Origin of the sequence: Acinetobacter sp. YH12249, assembly GCF_013417475.1 — a bacterium.
Lineage (GTDB): Bacteria > Pseudomonadota > Gammaproteobacteria > Pseudomonadales > Moraxellaceae > Acinetobacter.
Genome location: NZ_VPDX01000041.1, coordinates 1 through 18,352, shown reverse-complemented (window position 1 = coordinate 18,352; position 18,352 = coordinate 1). Strand labels below are relative to the sequence as shown.

Annotated in this window: 17 protein-coding genes; 8 read left to right on the top strand and 9 right to left on the bottom strand. The window is 42.7% G+C overall.

The window, feature by feature from the left end; all coding sequences use genetic code 11:
* Nucleotides 1-174: 174 nt before the first annotated feature.
* The 5 genes from FTV25_RS14905 to FTV25_RS14885 form a co-directional block, all read right to left on the bottom strand.
* Entirely contained in the window at nt 175-432 is a 258-nt protein-coding gene (locus FTV25_RS14905; RefSeq protein ID WP_034171345.1) for a GlsB/YeaQ/YmgE family stress response membrane protein, read from the bottom strand.
* Between the two features lie 175 nt (nt 433-607).
* The gene (hpt, locus tag FTV25_RS14900; RefSeq protein ID WP_004780337.1) at nt 608-1,135 is read right to left on the bottom strand and encodes a hypoxanthine phosphoribosyltransferase; all 528 of its coding nucleotides are present in this window, start codon (nt 1,133-1,135) and stop codon (nt 608-610) included.
* Nucleotides 1,136-1,346: 211 nt separating this feature from the next.
* Nucleotides 1,347-2,666 (bottom strand): guanine deaminase, encoded by a 1,320-nt coding sequence (guaD, locus tag FTV25_RS14895; protein WP_180004426.1) that lies wholly within the window; start codon nt 2,664-2,666, stop codon nt 1,347-1,349.
* A gap of 199 nt (nt 2,667-2,865) precedes the next feature.
* Entirely contained in the window at nt 2,866-3,831 is a 966-nt protein-coding gene (locus tag FTV25_RS14890) for a TerC family protein (protein WP_180004428.1), read from the bottom strand.
* A gap of 331 nt (nt 3,832-4,162) precedes the next feature.
* Nucleotides 4,163-5,356: a sugar transporter gene (locus FTV25_RS14885; protein ID WP_180004440.1), complete on the bottom strand. Its 1,194-nt coding sequence runs from the start codon at nt 5,354-5,356 to the stop codon at nt 4,163-4,165.
* A gap of 292 nt (nt 5,357-5,648) precedes the next feature.
* Here FTV25_RS14885 and FTV25_RS14880 point away from each other — a divergent pair, with 292 nt between their 5' ends.
* Complete coding sequence (locus FTV25_RS14880; RefSeq protein ID WP_004780333.1) at nt 5,649-5,936, top strand: GNAT family N-acetyltransferase; 288 nt, start codon at nt 5,649-5,651, stop codon at nt 5,934-5,936.
* Here FTV25_RS14880 and FTV25_RS14875 read toward each other — a convergent pair.
* Entirely contained in the window at nt 5,929-6,282 is a 354-nt protein-coding gene (locus FTV25_RS14875; RefSeq protein WP_104426804.1) for a hypothetical protein, read from the bottom strand. The two genes, FTV25_RS14880 and FTV25_RS14875, sit on opposite strands and share 8 nt — an antisense overlap.
* Nucleotides 6,283-6,484: 202 nt before the next feature.
* Between FTV25_RS14875 and FTV25_RS14870 the strand changes: the two genes are divergently transcribed.
* A complete protein-coding gene (locus FTV25_RS14870) occupies nt 6,485-6,955 on the top strand; it encodes a BLUF domain-containing protein (RefSeq protein WP_180004429.1) in 471 nt (156 codons plus the stop codon).
* Between the two features lie 59 nt (nt 6,956-7,014).
* On the opposite strand, the gene FTV25_RS14865 is transcribed toward FTV25_RS14870, so the two are convergent.
* Nucleotides 7,015-8,097, bottom strand: coding sequence for a zinc-dependent alcohol dehydrogenase family protein (locus FTV25_RS14865; RefSeq protein WP_166139256.1), 1,083 nt, complete (start codon nt 8,095-8,097; stop codon nt 7,015-7,017).
* A gap of 347 nt (nt 8,098-8,444) precedes the next feature.
* Nucleotides 8,445-9,809, bottom strand: coding sequence for a UDP-N-acetylmuramate:L-alanyl-gamma-D-glutamyl-meso-diaminopimelate ligase (gene mpl, locus FTV25_RS14860; RefSeq protein WP_180004431.1), 1,365 nt, complete (start codon nt 9,807-9,809; stop codon nt 8,445-8,447).
* Nucleotides 9,810-10,050: 241 nt separating this feature from the next.
* On the opposite strand from mpl, the gene FTV25_RS14855 reads away from it, so the two are divergent.
* The 4 genes from FTV25_RS14855 (at nt 10,051) to FTV25_RS14840 (ending at nt 14,266) form a co-directional block, all read left to right on the top strand.
* Nucleotides 10,051-10,392, top strand: a complete 342-nt coding sequence (locus FTV25_RS14855) for a DMT family protein (RefSeq protein WP_004780323.1) — start codon at nt 10,051-10,053, stop codon at nt 10,390-10,392.
* Nucleotides 10,393-10,589: 197 nt separating this feature from the next.
* Nucleotides 10,590-11,102 carry a 5-(carboxyamino)imidazole ribonucleotide mutase gene (gene purE, locus FTV25_RS14850; protein ID WP_180004433.1) on the top strand — a complete coding sequence of 171 codons (513 nt, stop codon included), beginning with the start codon at nt 10,590-10,592 and terminating at the stop codon, nt 11,100-11,102.
* Nucleotides 11,103-11,130: 28 nt separating this feature from the next.
* Nucleotides 11,131-12,252, top strand: a complete 1,122-nt coding sequence (locus FTV25_RS14845; RefSeq protein WP_180004435.1) for a 5-(carboxyamino)imidazole ribonucleotide synthase — start codon at nt 11,131-11,133, stop codon at nt 12,250-12,252.
* A gap of 718 nt (nt 12,253-12,970) precedes the next feature.
* Complete coding sequence (locus FTV25_RS14840) at nt 12,971-14,266, top strand: lytic murein transglycosylase (RefSeq protein ID WP_218947846.1); 1,296 nt, start codon at nt 12,971-12,973, stop codon at nt 14,264-14,266.
* Nucleotides 14,267-14,368: 102 nt separating this feature from the next.
* On the opposite strand, the gene FTV25_RS14835 is transcribed toward FTV25_RS14840, so the two are convergent.
* A complete protein-coding gene (locus tag FTV25_RS14835; RefSeq protein WP_180004437.1) occupies nt 14,369-15,496 on the bottom strand; it encodes an anhydro-N-acetylmuramic acid kinase in 1,128 nt (375 codons plus the stop codon).
* Between the two features lie 63 nt (nt 15,497-15,559).
* Here FTV25_RS14835 and tyrS point away from each other — a divergent pair, with 63 nt between their 5' ends.
* Both tyrS and FTV25_RS14825 read left to right on the top strand, forming a co-directional pair.
* Nucleotides 15,560-16,792 (top strand): tyrosine--tRNA ligase, encoded by a 1,233-nt coding sequence (tyrS, locus tag FTV25_RS14830; protein ID WP_161792066.1) that lies wholly within the window; start codon nt 15,560-15,562, stop codon nt 16,790-16,792.
* A 498-nt stretch (nt 16,793-17,290) separates the two neighbouring features.
* Nucleotides 17,291-17,581, top strand: coding sequence for a hypothetical protein (locus FTV25_RS14825; RefSeq protein WP_180004438.1), 291 nt, complete (start codon nt 17,291-17,293; stop codon nt 17,579-17,581).
* Nucleotides 17,582-18,352 lie beyond the last annotated feature (771 nt).

Here is an 18,352-nt window from a genome sequence, read left to right as displayed (position 1 = left end):
GAATAATTCAAGTGAATTTGTTTGAAAGAAGAACTTTAAAAGCTTTATTTTCACCCGATAAAATACCCATAAAACAAGAGGAAGCTCATTTGAGCTTCCTCTTGTGAAAAATTGTGGGACAGCAATGCCTATCTAGGTGCTCTTTTTATGAAAGAAACTTATTCCAAGCAGGGCTTAGATCCGTTTACGTTTAGTCACCATATTGTAGATAAACAGGATGACTACGGCACCGATCACTGAGGCAATAAAGCCTGCGGCAGAATCTTGGGAGTACAAGCCCAGCATACGTCCGGCAAAGGTCGCAACCAGCGAACCGGCAATCCCCAGCAGGGTCGTAACAATGAATCCAGCTTTGTCATCACCAGGATGAATCGCGCGTGCAACCAGACCCGCAATAAAACCCACCACAATCGCAACGATAATTGACCACATCAGCATACTCCTTGTTATCATGTCTTTGTTTTTACATCAGGTTTATCTTGCGACAAGAAAAGCTCTGAAAAAAGTCATGTCCTGCAACGGGCTGTTGCGTTTTTGTTTGCTGTGTTACTGAAATGATTCAAGAAATAAAAAAAGTGGCACGAAGCCACTTCTTTTAAACCGGTTCTTAAAGACCGATTTCACCAATAAATGGAATATGACGGTATTTTTGATCATAGTCCAGACCATAACCGACAATGAACTTGTCTTCGACTTCAAAGCCAAGGAATTTTACTTCCAGTTCGATTTCACGACGTGAAGGTTTACTCACCAAAGTGCACAGTTCAATTGAGTTTGGCTGACGGGTTTGCAGGATTTCCAGGACTTTGCTTAAGGTATTACCTGAGTCGATAATGTCCTCAACCACCAGCACATCTTTACCACGGATTTCACCGTCCAGATCTTTCAGGATTTTGACATCACGGCTCGAAATCGTACCGCCGCCGTAGCTGGATACAGTCATGAAGTCGAGTTCATGTGGCTTGGTAATGGCACGACATAAGTCTGCCATGAAAATCACTGAACCGCGTAACAAACCGATAAGTACAAGCTCTTTGTCACTATTGGCATAGTGTGCATCGATTTTAGCACCAAGCTCTTTGACTTTAGCTTGAATTTCTTCAGCGGAAATCATTACGCTCATTTGAACGGTCATGGGTAGATACCTAAAAAATAAAAATAGCAAAATAAAAAAGGTGTTGACCTGCAACACCTGAATTGCAGCAATTTTAATACATCCTTGCTTGAGATGCACCTGTTTTACTTGCTGTAAATGTAATCAATTTTTGGGCTGCTGTGAATCTCTCTTCAGCGCAAAGGCACAGACAGCGACGATTGCAGCCAAAATGATCCTGCGCTGACGCGATTTATTGGGCTTTGACATAGACAGCCTGTCCATAGACATAGGTTGCTGCAATATTACGGTCATCCCCCAGCATGGTCAGTGCAAAAAAGGTATCTTCAATATTTTTGGCCCTGCTCTGGCGTAGTTGTTGTAAAGCGGTGGCATTAAGATCCAGCACCACAAAGTCTGCTTCTTTGCCCACATTGAAATTCCCCAAGCGGTCATCCAGACTTAAGGCTTTCGCACCACCCAAGGTCGCATGATATAGCGACTCAAAAGCCGAAAGTTTTTCTCCTTGCAGCTGTTGCACTTTATAAGCCTCATTCAGGGTTTGTAGCTGGTTAAAGGAGGTTCCTGCCCCGATATCGGTACCTAAGCCGACTTTCACGCCTTTATCCCAGGCTTTCTTTAGCGGAAACAAACCACTACCCAGGAACAGGTTTGAGGTTGGGCAGAAGGCAATCGCAGAGTCGGTTTGATGCATACAATCCCACTCCCCTTCTTCCAGATGCACACAATGCGCAAATACGGATTTAGCGCCGGTCAGCCCATAATGATGATAGACATCCAGATAGCCTTCACGTTCCGGAAAGAGTTCTTTTACCCAGGCAATCTCATTTTTGTTTTCACTGAGATGAGTATGGATATAAACATCTGGATATTCGACTTTTAACTGCCCTACTTTTTCCAGCTGTTCAGGCGTTGAGGTCGGAGCAAAACGTGGCGTAATCGCATAAAGATTACGTCCTTTACCATGCCATTTCTCAATCAGGGCTTTAGAGTCGCTATAGGCAGATTCTGCAGTATCCGTCAGGGCTTCAGGTGCATGGCGGTCCATTAGCACTTTACCGGCAATCAGACGCATATTCTGTGCTGTAGCCGCTTCGAACAGTGCTTCTACCGAGGCTGGATGAACGGTACAGAACACCAAAGCTGTGGTTGTACCATTTTTCAGCAATTCCTGAATAAAGAACTGTGCAATTTTCTGGCTATACGCCGGATCCTGAAACTGGATCTCAGTCGGGAAGGTATAAGTATTTAACCATTCTAGTAGCTGTTCCCCATAAGCACCGACCATTTCAGTTTGCGGGAAATGGATATGGGTATCAATAAAACCTGGCACGATCAGCTGCTCAGGATAATGAGCTACCTGCACTCCTTCAGGCAGATGCTGCTGCCCCTCTTCCCAGCTGCCAAACCATTGAATCTCACCATTCTGGCTGATGAGCAAGCCATCTTCTACATATCGCACTTGGTCGTGAATTTCACGCGCTTGGGCAACCGTATTCTTGATATCCAGGAAGCGACCGCGTATTGCCGTCGTTGCAATGATAGAAGACATTTAAAACCTGCGCTTTTTGATTTTTTCGATTGATTGTAGCTGAAAAAATTAGCATGTTTATATGAACATTCATATTTAACCATGCGTATTTTTTATGAGATCAGACAATCACGAATAATTTCAACAGAGCGTGCGTATGCAGCTGAGCTTATAGACAAATAAAAAAGCCTGCATCAGCAGGCTTTTTTTATGATTAGCTTTACAGCGTAGTTTCGTTATGTTTCTTGCTATGACGAATCGACAAAATCGCAGTCACCGTCAAGACAATCACAATAAAGCTCAGTGAAATCCAGATCGGCATATGGAATACATCCAGCATCAGCATCTTAAAGCCGATAAAGACCAGAATCAAACCTAGGCCATAAGGCAGATAATGCATTTTTGAGGCTGCACCTGAGAGCAGGAAGAACATGGCACGCAGGCCTAAAATTGCCATCAGGTTCGCAGTAAGCACAATGAAAGGGTCGGTGGTGACAGCAAAAATAGCAGGAATAGAATCGACTGCGAAGATCACATCAGAGGCTTCGACCAGAATCAGCACCAGAAATAATGGCGTTGCCCACAGGACACCGTTCTGATGCACAAAAAATTTATTGCCACGCATTTGCGGCGTAATCCGGATATGTTTGCGTAGCCATTTCAGAACTGCCATATCTTCAATATCGGTATGCTCTTCTCCTTGGCCGCGCAGGAATTTAAAACCGGTATAAACCAGAAAAGCACCGAAGATATACAGAATCCACGAGAACTCCTGTACGAACCATGCGCCAATAAAAATAAAGATGGTCCGCAGAATAATGGCACCCAGTACACCATATAACAGCAATTTACGTTGTAGCGCTGGTGGAATGGCAAAGGCGGCAAAGATCATCAGCCAGACAAAGACATTATCAATTGCCAAGGATTTTTCCAGCAGATAACCGGCAAAGTATTCCATGACCTTGGTATTGGCAATTGCCGCACCTGCAGTCTGCTCCAGATACAGCCATAATCCACCACCAAATAAAGTCGCGACACTGACCCAGGCGATACTCCAGTAGGCAGCGGTACGGACTTTTACTTCCTGACCATGCTGATGTTTAAAGCCGACAAAATCGATCACCAGCATGACGGCGACAATTGCGAAAAAGACAAGATACAGCCAGAGCGTACCAATTGTTTCCATGTGAATTCTCCACATCGGACGACTGGCCATAAAAAAACCTTGACCAGCTGCCAGATGAAAAACATCTATAACAACATGATCAAGGTCTTGCCTACATCTTAGTGTTTCACTTTTTTATATCAAGTGTGACCTAAAGATGCTCAGATACCGACTTTTTGCAAAGTGTAATGACGATATTCTGACACGTTCAAAAACTGAAACTTCATTCTTAAACGTTTGGAGGAGGCTACTCCCCTTGTTCAAACTCAATTCTGTTTGAGCAATTGCTCAATATCAAATGAGCATGACAGATTTTATGCATAATCACAAATTATTTTACAAAAAGCAGCGTTTAATCAGCAGCTTTGGGCAGGAAGTCCAAACGCTGAACCAAATAAAGACTAAGCAGAAATCCAAGAATCGCCAGCCCTGCTCCGGCCCAGCCAATGCTCGATAGCCCAATCTGAAGTGTGACTATACTGCCAAGCAAAGCTCCTCCGCCAATCCCGACGTTATACAGGCCTGAATAAATGGCCATGGCAACATCTGTGGCATCTGCAGCTAGGTTCAGGGTTTTGGATTGTAGAGCCAAGCTGAAACCAATGATGCTCAAACCCCACAGCAGAGATAAGCCAGAGAGGCCTGTGACTGTGCTCGACAAGGGCAATAACAGCAGCATGGAAATAACCAGTCCAAAAGTAAAAGCAGGAATAGTCATTTTCGGAAACTGTGCGGCAAAGCGGCCAAACAGATAAGAACCCAGGAATCCTGCTCCGCCATAAACCAGAAGTAAAGTTGTGGTCTGGGCTGAATCAAAGCGGGCGATATTCAGGGAGAATGGTTCAATATAGCTATAAGCGGTAAACTGCGCCGTAATCACCAGAATGGTGAGGGTAAAGACTAGCATCAGGCTTGGACGTTTGATCAGGCTTTTTAAGCTGCTGAGGGAGCCTGAATTGACACTTGGAAGCAATGGCAAGGTTTTGGCCAGAATCAGGCAAATGATCAATGCGAGACACGCAATCAGGGCAAAACTATTACGCCAGCCATACGCCTCACCAATCATCCGGCCAAATGGAATACCGAGCACCATCGCCATCGCCGTTCCTGTGGCTAATAAACCAAGTGCCTGAAACTCTTTACCTTTCGGTGCGACCCGAACCGCGAGTGAAGCGGTAATCGACCAGAACAAGGCATGTGCGATGGCAATCCCTATCCGGCTGATCACCAGCGTGCTAAAACTCCAGGCAAAATAGGACAGCACATGACTTAAAATAAAGACCGCAAAGACCAGCATCAGTAGAAAACGCCGTTCTATGGCTTTAGTGAGCAGCATGATCGGAAGAGATAGTAGGGCCACGATCCAGGCATAAATGGTCAGCATGATGCCTGCTTGAGTGGCGGACATGGCAAAGCTTTGCCCGATTCCACTCAGTAAGGCCACAGGAATAAATTCAGTAGTGTTAAAAATAAAAGCCGCGCAGGCTAAAGCGATGACACCAATCCATTGCTTGGTGACGGAAGAAGCGGAAGATGAGTCAGACATACGAAGTTGCATGCAAAAAGATGCTGCATTCTAATCCTGTCTTTCTCAATTAGGGAGTAGTTAAAATTAAATTTTTGGGGTGACATGCGATGACTAAAACTGCATCACCCTCAATCAGGCAAAATAGAGAAATAAAAAATTATCAATATTTGAAAAAATTCACAGGAAATGATGAAAGAAAATAAAAAATTTCATCCAATATTAAAAACTTAACAATAATTCATATTATTTCTTTAAGAAGATGTTTTAAATTAAATAAACCAATAATTTTATTAAGGGATCAGCCTTCAGTATGGACATTCAACATCAAGATTCAAAACGCGGCGGTGTATTTTTTATGGAGGAAGATGGTCGACGTCTTGCTGAAATTACATATCAGTGGCAAGAAGCATCGACCATCGTGGCTGATCATACCTGGGTAGATAATTCCTTACGCGGTCAAGGCGTAGCACGCAAAATGCTGGATGTGCTGGTCGACTTTGCCCGCAAGAATAGCTTAAAAATTATTCCCCAATGTTCCTATGTAGATGTCATGTTTAAACGTGATCGCAGCCTACAGGATGTGGCAGCTGCTATTTAGCAATTGAATTAAACTTATCCAAGATAGAGATATGTTGTAATTTGCCCTTAAGTGCAGGTACAGAAATACGCTGCAGCAGGTTATATACGCCATAACCTGCCATCAGGCCTATGCTGTTCCATAACACTTCTTCATATTTGCCTAACAGCGTAAGTATTCCTATCATCAGGCTTACACTGATATAAAAAAACATACGACGGCGAACAAACTGTAAAAGCGTCCAGCCTACAAAAACTGAACTGAGCAAAATGTTGGTCTCGGTCGTCAAGGCCATCTCATTCAGCATAATCAAAAGCATAAAACATATACACAACAACGCTACAGTGAAAATCAGATCTTTTAACATCAGGTTTCACTCCTTCATCATTATCGCTATATATCTGAAATCATTGATTTCCTCTCAGGAGGTAATTGTTAGAAGTTTTCTTTGGAAAAGCAAACCTAAAACAATGTAAGCAAAAACGGATATTTGCTTAAAAAATGATCGACTTAAATTAAAATAATTGATTAAATTATGCTTTTAATTCTTTCTTCAGTGAGATGACCTTATGCTACAGCTTTGCTACGCCAGTGAGCGGATAGAATCTGAACAAGAGTTATTACAGGATCTTAGCGATATATTATCTGTAGCGAGAAAATTTAATAAAGCTCACCAAATTAACGGGGTTTTATATTATTCCCACGGCAAGTTTTTTCAATGTCTGGAAGGTGAAGCAGAGGCGGTAGAAAATCTGTTTCAGAGTATTTGCCGTGATCCACGCCATCATCAGGTGCTTCGCTTTCAGGATGCAACGGTAGAACGTCCACATTTCTCGGAGTGGTCGATGAAATATGTGCATAAACATAGTGAAATTTCTTCTTTATTTTCACGTTTAGGTTTAGGTCAGTTTGAACCTCATGCATTGCAACAGGAACAACTGGGTGGATTCCTGGAACTGCTCTATCGTCTGGATGAAAATCAGGCCAATCTTGCTTCTCCTCAAGGTTATAAACAGCGTGGTTATATTCCCTATTTTTAATTGACGCTAAAAAATAAAAAAGTCCGCTATGCGGACTTTTTTTTGTTGTCGATAATGATTTAAGTCATTTCAATCATGACCTTTAAAGCCTTTTCGTCAGAAGCATGTTTAAACACATCATAGGCCTTTTCAAATTCAGCAAACTTGAAGTGATGGGTGGCCAGTTTTTCCAGTGGCAGTTTGCCGGAGCAGCAGGTTTTGAGCAGCATCCCGGTGGTATTGGTATTGACCAGGCCAGTGGTGATGGTCAGGTTTTTAATCCAGAGTTTATTCAGTTCAAAATTGACGGATTTACCATGTACACCGACATTGGCCAGATGACCGCCTTCTTTCACAATATGCTGGCAAATATTCCAGGTGGCTTCCAGGCCCACCGCTTCAATGGCACAGTCCACTCCTCTTCCATCAGTGAGGTCCAGTACACGTTGAATAGCATCCTCATTGGCTGAATTCACGGTATGGGTGGCACCGACAGTTTTGGCAAATTCCAGCCGGTTATCATCGACATCGACCATGATGATATTGGCTGGAGAATAAAACTGAGCAGTGAGCAAGGCACTCATGCCGATTGGGCCGGCACCGACAATCGCCACATTGTCTCCCGGTTTGACCTGACCATATTGCACACCAATTTCATGTGAGGTCGGTAAAATATCTGAAAGAAAGACCGCAACATCTTCATTCAGACCTTCTGGTAGGTGATAGAGAGAAGTATCGGCAAATGGGGTTCGGACATATTCGGCATGAGTGCCGTCAATCATATAGCCCATGATCCAGCCACCCTCGTTTCTACAATGGGCATATAGCTGTTTCTGACAGTTTTCGCAGGTGCCGCAGCGGCTGACACAGGAAATAATCACCCGATCACCTTTTTTAAAGTTTTGAACTGCAGAACCAACTTCTTCCACAATACCAATACCTTCATGACCGAGAATCCGGCCATTAAAGCTGCCGGTTTTTTCTTTTGCGACCTCTTCAATTTCGGGGTTTTTACCTTTCCAGATCCCGAGGTCGGTACCACAAATGGTGACTTTGCTAAGTTTGATAATGGCATCAGTAGGTTGCAGAATTTGGGGAATAGGACGTTCTTCAAAACGAATATCATTGGCGCCGTAATACACCATGGCTTTCATTGTTGTCATGACAGATCTCCTAAGGAAATGAGGGTCTGAACAAGAGAGATAAAGCTATTTTTTTGCTGCCTTTACAGCCTGGAAAATCATCAGGAGGGTGAAGGATAAAAGAGGATCGAAATACTGTTGTTCTTATTGATTGTGCCTAGGGCACTCAAAGACTGCAATGAGTCTTATGTCCAGATTGCAACAAAAGATAATGAAAAGAAAAAAGATAAATTTTAGCTGTTTTAATAGTAAAATAAGAAAGTTGATTTGAACTTGAATGAGGTTCAATTTTCTTAAGAAAAGATAGAAAGCGAATTTAATTTTTAAAATAAAAAAGCCCGCAATTACGGGCTTTTTCATATAAATTTTTAAGCTTTTAAAGCGCTAATCAGTTTCTGATGTAGCCCGCCAAAACCGCCATTGGACATGATCACCACGGCATCGCCCTCACCTGCTTCAGCCACTACGGTCTGGATAATCTCATCTAGAGTACGTGCGACTACAGCTTTATTTGGTGCAGCGTCAATTACCGGTTGCAGATCCCAATCCAGGCCTTCCGGTTGATACCAGATCACTTCATTGGCCAGACGCGCGGAATATGCCAAGCCATCTTTATGGCTGCCCATACGCATGGTATTGGAACGTGGTTCAATAATCGCCCACAGCTTACGTTCACCGAGACGCTTGCGTGCGCCATCAAGGGTGGTATCAATCGCGGTTGGGTGATGGGCAAAGTCATCATAGACTTCAATGCCGCGTACAGTGTCCAGCAGTTCCATACGGCGCTTAACACCGCCAAAGTTGGAGAGTGCTTCACAAGCCGTTTCAATAGAGACACCGACATGTTCAGCAGCAGCAATCGTTGCCAGTGCATTGGCTACACTATGCTGACCCGTCATATTCCATTTCACTTCGCCTTTCACGATACCGTGTTGCAGCACCTTGAAGTGAGAACCATCTTCTGAAAGCTGTTCAGCATAAAGCTCAGATTTTTCATTGGCATCTAATGAAGTACGAACCACAGGTGTCCAGCAGCCCTGCTCTAGCACTTCATCAATATTCGTTTCAGTAATTGGCGCAATAATACGGCCTTCACTTGGAATGGTACGCACTAAATGGTGGAACTGTTTCTGGATTGCTGCCAGATCATCAAAGATATCGGCATGGTCAAATTCCAGATTGTTCAGAATCGCCGTTTTAGGATGGTAATGCACGAACTTGGAACGTTTGTCGAAGAAAGCAGAATCGTATTCATCGGCTTCAACACAGAAGTATTTACCGCCACCTAAGCGCGCACTTTCAGAAAAGCCAAGCGGTACACCGCCAATCAGGAAGCCCGGCTCTAAACCGGCCTGATCCAGTACCCATGCCAGCATGGTGGTGGTGGTGGTTTTACCATGCGTACCGGCTACACCTAAAACATGTTTACCTTGTAGCACATGATCTGCCAGGAACTGCGGGCCTGAAATATAAGGCAGACCTTCATTCAGCATATATTCCACGGCATCAATACCACGTTTCATGGCATTGCCGACAATCACCAGATCTGGATGCGGCTGTAAATGGCTATGGTCATAGCCCTGCATTAAAGTAATGCCTGCATTTTCCAACTGGGTCGACATCGGTGGATAAACGTTTTGATCCGATCCTGTCACCTTATGGCCCAGATCACGTGCCAGTAATGCCAGTGAACCCATAAAGGTGCCACAAATACCCAAAATATGCAGATGCATCTACTTCACTCCATTTTGCCTGACACATCACTTTGTACTGGTGCTGTTGCCATGATTTATTCGATTTGCAAGCAACGATAGCAAGGCTTTGACCGAAAAGATAGTCAAAGTTCAAGCATTCCTGCGGGATTTTTTAAATCCTGTTTCACAGACAAATTCAGGGAAATTTTCAAGCTTCCGGAATATCTTTTGGCAAAATAAATCGTAAAATAAGCCCGAACTTTTTGCAGAGTGCATGCAGATGCTACCGGCTCTATTTCTTCTGGTGATTGCCAACTGTTTTATGACCCTGGCCTGGTATGGACATCTCAAATTCCTGCCGCATGATGCACCGCTGTGGCAGGCGATTTTATTTAGCTGGGCCATTGCCCTGTTTGAATATAGCCTGATGATTCCAGCAACCAAATTATTAGCCCAACAGGGACTGGCGGTGGGTCAAATGAAAATTACCCAAGAAGTCGTCACTCTACTGGTCTTTGTTCCCTTTATGATTTTCCTGTTCAAACAGCCGTTTAAACTGGATTATTTATGGGCAGCACTGTGTCTGTGTGGCTGTGTCTATTTTGTATTCCGCAGTTCCTGAAATCATCTACTATCCACTACTTCCCTATTTTTATTCCAGTTTTTAAGAATCCAATAAAAAAATAAGAAAAATCGAGCCTTGCTTTGACCGTTAAATTTTATGAAGCTGAAAAATCAGTCTATAATATGCATTCCTATTCAAGCTTGGCTCTCTCGTCGAGATTTATCTTTCTTACTTTAATCTCTGGAAAATTTGCAATGAATGCGGCTGCTGCACAAGATACTCCTCTCGTAGGTATTATCATGGGTTCTCAATCAGATTGGGCAACTCTCGAACACACTGCCAATATGCTCAAGCAGCTTGGTGTCCCATTTGAAGCCGAAGTCGTTTCCGCACACCGTACCCCGGACCGTCTGTTTGAATATGCTGAACAAGCGCGTGATCGTGGTATTCAGGTGATTATTGCCGGTGCAGGTGGTGCAGCGCATTTACCAGGTATGTGTGCAGCCAAAACTGATCTGCCAGTACTGGGTGTACCCGTCAAATCTTCGATCTTAAATGGTGTCGATTCATTGCTTTCTATCGTGCAAATGCCAGCGGGTATCGCCGTAGGAACATTGGCGATCGGTCCTGCCGGTGCAACCAATGCAGCCATTATGGCAGCACAGATTTTAGGTTTAACCCGTCCAGAGATCGCAAAAAATGTCGCAGATTTCCGCGCGGCACAAACCGAGAAAGTCGCAAGTAATAATATTCCAGGTCAAATGTAAGTCCAAGCTTAATACGGGATCAAACACAATGGATAAAACCATCGGTATTTTTGGTGGCGGCCAGCTAGGCCGGATGATGGCACAAGCCGCACTACCTCTAAATATTCAATGTACGTTCTTTGAAGCCAATACGGACTGCCCTTCTGCGGCTTTGGGTCCGGTTTTCTCAACAAAAGCTGTAAATGGCTTGCAGGATTTCATCAATAGCGCAGATGTCTTCAGCCTGGAGTTTGAAAATACACCCCTAGCTGATGTCGACGTTTTAACGCAAAACAAAGATCTGCATCCGCCTCGTCAGGCTTTAGCCATTGCACAACATCGTCTGTCTGAAAAAGCCCTATTTGATGAACTGGAAATTCCGGTTGCACCATATAAAGCGGTGACTTCACTGGAAAGCTTGCAGGCGGCTGTTGCTGAGCTTGGCTTACCGATCGTGCTAAAAACCTCTCGTGGTGGTTATGACGGCAAAGGCCAGTTCGTTCTACGTTCAGCAGATCAGATTGATCAGGCCTGGGCGGAACTCGGCCCTGCTGGTGAATTGATTGCCGAAAGTTTTGTGACTTTCTCGCGTGAAGTATCCATCATTGCGGTACGTGGTCAAAATGGTGATGTCAAAACCTGGCCATTGGCTGAAAATCATCACCATAACGGCATCCTGTCGCATTCCATCGTTCCGGCACCCAATAGTGCGGATCTGCAGCCAGTCGCGCAGGATTACATCACTCGCCTGCTCAATCACTTGAATTATGTGGGTGTCTTGACCCTTGAGCTGTTTGTGACAGACAAAGGCCTGTATGCAAATGAAATGGCACCACGTGTGCATAACTCAGGTCACTGGTCGATTGAAGGCGCTGTCTGCTCGCAGTTTGAAAACCATATTCGTGCGGTCGCAGGTCTGCCACTGGGTTCAACTGAAGTGGTGCGTCCAACCGTGATGGTGAACATTATCGGTCAGCATCCCAAATCTGAAGATGTCCTGACTTTAGAAGGCGCACACCTGCATCTGTACAATAAAACAGAACGTGAAGGTCGCAAGATTGGTCACATCACTTTGATGCCCACAGACAGCGCTCAGCTGACCACTTTATGCCGTCAACTGGCGAAGATTTTACCGAATCCATTGGCATTGAGCGAAGATATGACCATCTAAGCTTTAAGCTGCTGATAAAAAAAGCGATCACTTCGGTGATCGCTTTTTTATTTGTCCAGATTCAGGCATGATTGCGCCTCTTTAAAAATCCCCTGCCATTGGTCGGATCATTTTTAAAATCAATTGCTTATAAACTGATCAATTGAGTATAAATATAATAATTTAATTTGCTGCTATTTTGAGCTGAATTCTAGGTTATTCACTTGTGGATATACTGAATATTGAATTTGAATTTAAAACTGGAAATAGATTTTAAATTTAAATTCATAAAAATAAATTCAAATTTAAAAATGACTTTGAATTTAAACTTTGCTGTTTAAATTTAAATTCAAAAATATGAATTCAAATTTAAAAGCTGATCAATGAATTCAAAGTTCTGAATTTAAATATAGTTACTTCTAATAAAAATGAATTTAAAATAGAGATGCTATATACCAGAAGCCTTTGGCTGATTGAGCAGTCCTAATCTAAAGACAAGTTATCCACAATAAATTTTTAAATTCAAAAGTAATTTCCTGAGTTTTGAATTTAAATTTAAAAAAATGAGCCTGATTTGAATTTAAAATGGACTTGTGGATAAGTTTTTAAATTTAAAAGCTACAAAATGAATTCAAAAGTGTAGGAATTATGAATTTAAATTTACGCATTGGCGCTTTAATTTTCGTCATGAGCTGCTAAGGTAGAAACATAATTCAAAATCTAAATATTTAAGGGTCTTATGCAACGGCTTGCACTTTTTGTTGGTTCTTTGGTTTTAGCTGCTACACAGGCACAGGCAGAACTGATTATTAATGGTCAGCGTGTGACATCAACGGATATATCCTCTGTTCCGAGCAGCCCCGTCAATTATGCGTCCCAAAATAATTTTCAGAATTGTCTTGCCAATTTGCGCAGTCAGGCGATTGCACAAGGCGTAAGTGGTTCAACCTACGATCGTTATACGCAAAATTTAACACCCGATTATTCTGTGATTGAAAAGCTGAATTATCAGCCTGAGTTTTCGACTCCGATCTGGGATTATCTGTCCGGACTAGTGGATGAAGAACGTGTACAGCTGGGTCGACAAAAACTGCAGCAACATCGTGAGGTATTAAACCGGATTAGCGCAGCCTATGGAGTGCCGGCAGAAACCATCGTAGCCGTATGGGGCGTAGAAAGTAATTTTGGAGACATTTCCGGGAAATATCCTTTATTACAGTCTTTGGGTACTTTGAGTTGTGAAGGTCGTCGTCAAAGTTATTTCCGTGGTGAGTTCTTCACCACTATGAAACTGTTACAGCGTGGTGATGTCTATGAAAGCCAGCTCAAAGGTTCATGGGCAGGCGCATTTGGTCACACCCAGTTTATGCCATCAACCTATGATGAACTAGCGGTAGATTTTGATGGGGATGGTCGTCGTGATTTAGTCGGCAGTATTCCTGATGCACTGGCTTCTACAGCCAATTTCCTGAAAAAACGTGGCTGGCAGACTGGCCAACCTTGGGGCTTTGAAGTAAAAATTCCACAAGGCATGTCTGTTTCAGGCGAAGGCCGACGCAATAAAAAATCACTGAGTAGCTGGATGAACCGTGGTGTGGTGCGCGCTGACGGTACTTCGCTATTGCAGGGCAATTTATCAGAATCTTCTCAGGCTGGCTTATTGGCACCTGCAGGTGAAAATGGCCCGGTATTTTTAGTCTTTAAGAATTTTGATGCTATTTACAGCTATAATGCAGCAGAAAGTTATGCTTTAGCGATTGCACATTTATCTGACCGCTTACAAGGTAAAGGAAGCATCCAGGCAGCTTGGCCAACCGATGATCCGGGTACGTCACGTGCGGAACGTCGCGAGATCCAGCAATTCCTGTTAAACCGTGGCTATGATATTGGTGAGGTGGATGGTCTAATTGGGGATAAAACCCGCCAAGCGATTCGTCAGGAACAGAACCGTCTAGGTTTAAGCCCGACCGGTCGTGCGGGCCAGCAAATCCTGCGTGCATTTAGAAATGAAAATGCCAAACTAATGATGCGTTAGGAAGAATTTAGACATGATCTAAATATAGATCTTCATCATAAAAAAGGTCTGCAAATATGCAGACCTTTTTTATAACTATATATAGTGAGCTTAAAGCTGCTCTTATACAGAGGTAATCGTGCCCAGAACGCGATAACCTGATGCACCTGTCACAGCCGGCAGATTGCCGCTGAGTTGATTCATAAAACGCATCGCCAGCCAGGCAAAAGCTGTGCCTTCCACCCAAGTCGGATTTAAGCCAAGGTCGGCTGTGGTTTGTACGCTCCAGTGATGTTTACGCAAACGCCAGCGTAACTGTTCCAATAAATGTGAATTATAAGCACCACCACCACAGACATAGACTTCACCGGTATCCAGACCAGAACGGTAAATGGCTTTTTTAATCGCACGGGTCGTGAGCTTCATTAAAGTAGCTTGCACATTCTCTGGTGTATCTTCAAGTTCATCATATTGAAGATCATTGCGCCAGTCAGCAATCTGTTCATCCAGCCATTCTAGATTAAAGTCTTCGCGGCCGGTACTTTTCGGTGGCTCTTTTGAGAAGAACTCATGTTCCTGTAAACGGTCCAATAGGCTACGGATTGGCGTGCCATAAGCTGCCCAGTTACCATTTTCATCAAAAGGCTGGCCGGTATAACGCTGACACCAGGCATCCATCAGAATATTGGCAGGGCCGGTATCGAAGCCATAAACTTGATCTGGTTGACCTGCTGGCAGAATACTCACATTGGCAATGCCGCCTAAATTCAGAATCACGCGGTGAATATTGTCATGCTGGAAAATATCCTGATGGAAAGCGGGAACCAAAGGTGCGCCTTGGCCGCCAGCAGCCAGATCGCGACGACGGAAATCAGAAATGACCGGAATCTGGGTAATTTCCGTAATAATATTTGGATCACCAATTTGCAGGGTAAAGCCATGTTCAGGACGATGGCGGATGGTCTGACCATGTGAGCCAATCGCCTTGATTTGAGATCGATCTAAATTATTTTCTTTAATCAGCGTATTGATGCCATGACCAATCATCTGTGCTAGTGCGACATCAGCTTTGCCCATGCGGTCGATTTCATTGTCATCTGGCAAAGTTAACGCCATCAGTTCATCACGAAGATCGGGATCAAAAGGCAAGGTGAGGGTGGCATGAAGCTGAAGTGGATCAAAAGAAGCAGCAACAATATCGACACCATCCATACTTGTGCCGGTCATTACCCCAATATAGATCGCTGTCATGATTATTCTTAAGCCTGCAATGTGCTGAAAAAGTGTTAGTATATCGCACAAATTGAATAACTGATGTATTTGGATTTTGTGATGTCAAATTTCCTGCCGGCTGAAGAACAACTTGCCCTCATCCAACGAGGCACCCACGAAATTATTTCCGAAGAAGACCTTCTGAAGAAATTAAAGCAGAATCGTCCTTTAAAAATTAAAGCGGGTTTTGACCCAACTGCACCGGACCTGCACTTAGGTCATACAGTTTTAATCAATAAATTAAAAGTATTCCAAGACTTGGGTCATGAAGTGTACTTCCTGATCGGGGATTATACTGCGATGATCGGTGACCCGACTGGTAAGAGCGCAACCCGCCCGCCATTGTCACGTGAGCAGGTGCTGGAAAATGCAAAAACCTATCAGGAACAAGTATTTAAAATTCTTGATCCAAACAAAACCAAAGTCGTGTTTAACTCGGAGTGGTTTGCACAAAAAACTGCAGCTGACCTGATTCAATTGGCATCACAACAAACAGTTGCACGTATGTTAGAGCGTGATGACTTCACCAAACGTTATAACAACCAGCAACCGATTGCGATTCATGAATTCTTATATCCGCTAGTTCAAGGTTATGACTCAATCGCCTTAGAAGCTGACGTGGAGTTAGGGGGTACAGACCAGACCTTTAACCTGTTGATGGGTCGTACTCTACAAGGCCGTTATAACCAGGAAGCGCAGGTGTGCATTACTGTGCCAATTCTTGAAGGTCTGGATGGCGTGAACAAGATGTCTAAATCTTTAGGCAACTATATTGGTGTATTTGATGCACCTGGCGCGATGTACCAGAAAGTATTATCTATGCCGGATTCACTGATTGAGCGTTATTTCGATCTGCTTAGCTTCAAGTCAATAGAAGAAATTCAAGGCTTGCTGAAAGAAATCGAAGAAGGCCGTAACCCGCAGGAAGTGAAACGTATCCTTGCGCTGGAACTGGTAGAGCGTTTCCACGGTGCTGAAGCTGCCGCTCATGCCCATAAAGGTGCAGGTAATATCATTACTGAAGGTGAACTTCCTGAAGGTACGCCTGAAGTGACCATTTCACGTGGTGAATTTGGTGGTGAGATCTTCATTACTTCAATTTTACGTGAAGCTGGCTTAACCAAAAATGCTGCTCAAGCTAAAGATGCCTTAGGCCGTGGCACTGTAAAAGTGGACTGGAAACCGGTTGATGCGTCTTTTTCTGTGAAAGAGAACGTAACTTTAATTATTCAGGCCAGCAAAAAAGCAATTGCAAAAGTGACCTTTGTTGACTAAGGCTGGTTCTAAGTTATTGAAATAAAAGCAGGCTTCGGCCTGCTTTTATTTTTTAAGTTGTATATGAATTATATAAATATAGAAATTCAAAAAAAACCTTATAAAAACAACATTTAAATTTTGCCATTTGGCTTGCATTTCTGGTTTTTTGTGTATAAGATTTATTCGTCTAGAGATTCCGTGAAAAGCATATCTAGAGGGTAATGATCAATAACAGACAACTCCATAATTGATCAGGTCTCTAAATAAAGAGACAAGTTAATATAATGTGAATAACTATAATAATGACATAATGGATCGGGTAAAGATTCAATTCTAAGGAAGAGATTTTGGGAGAGATCTCTTCCTTTTTTATTGGTGTTGTCTGGCTATATGTTCAATCTTCAATAAATTCAAAACAAAGATGGATGAATCAGCTTGGATTAAGGTTAAATCCATGGTGAGATGAATGAATCATCTTTGAATCTCAATCCATCTATAAAAAGAAAGGTAAATAAGGTGTATCAATACCAGACTGAACAGATGTTTGATGAAGACATCGATTTCATTTTGCGTTTTCTCTTCGAATATGAATCTGCTGAGCAAAAACAAAAATCTTTTGATCAGGTACAGGCCTTATTTCAGCAATTAGACCTTGCCTCCCGCTATTTACTCTTTTCATTAGTCAAAGAACGTCTGCCACGTCGGGCCAAATTATTGTTTGCTGCTGAAGACTACAATGGCAAGAAAGAAGTGATTGAGGAAGTGATACAACATTGGGTAAAAGATAAATACTCAGATGTAGCTTAATCGATTTTAATCTTCTGCTTATTCTTCTGCACTTAAGTAAGCTTTCTGGATGATGTGAGACCTAGTAAAGATCATATCCTCATTTTTACTTCTTAAAAGCGGGTGTTAAGAAAAAATCTGTATTCAGCAGGGATTTTGATCTTACAAAAAGCTCCATATCTATAAGTCGGATAGAAAACAGCAAAATATGTAAGCTGATATAAGAAAGTTTCGGAAAATTCTGGATACAGCCCTTAAATTGTATGGTCTTATTTAAAAATCACAGTTTTTTGATAGTTATCAGGTCTTAATAAATTTTACTGTTTTAAATTGAATTGCAATGAATACGGCTTTTATTGAAGAAAAATGCTCAAAATTTAGATAAAAAAGCGATTTTTTAACGAAATTCGTAGAAAAAAGATACATACGTGAAAAATATAGTGAATTGGGGGTTGCAATGATTCTGAAATCCTCTAGAATGCACCCATACCGACGAGATAGACGGAAACAAACGAAACGCGAAGCGTTGAGTTGTTGAGTTTATCGAAGTCCAGCTTCTGGCATTGACGAGATGTTAGAAAGATCATTAAGAGATTATGAAGAACAACTTGTGTGGATTTTTACTGGTTGATTAATCGAAATTATTTTCATTGATTGAATGGTAGAAATTACTCGAAGTTTATTTGAGCGAAATTTAAGTCAGAAAATTGATGAGCCAAGTTTAAGAACTTTACTTATAAAGTTCGAAATGATTTTAACTGAAGAGTTTGATCATGGCTCAGATTGAACGCT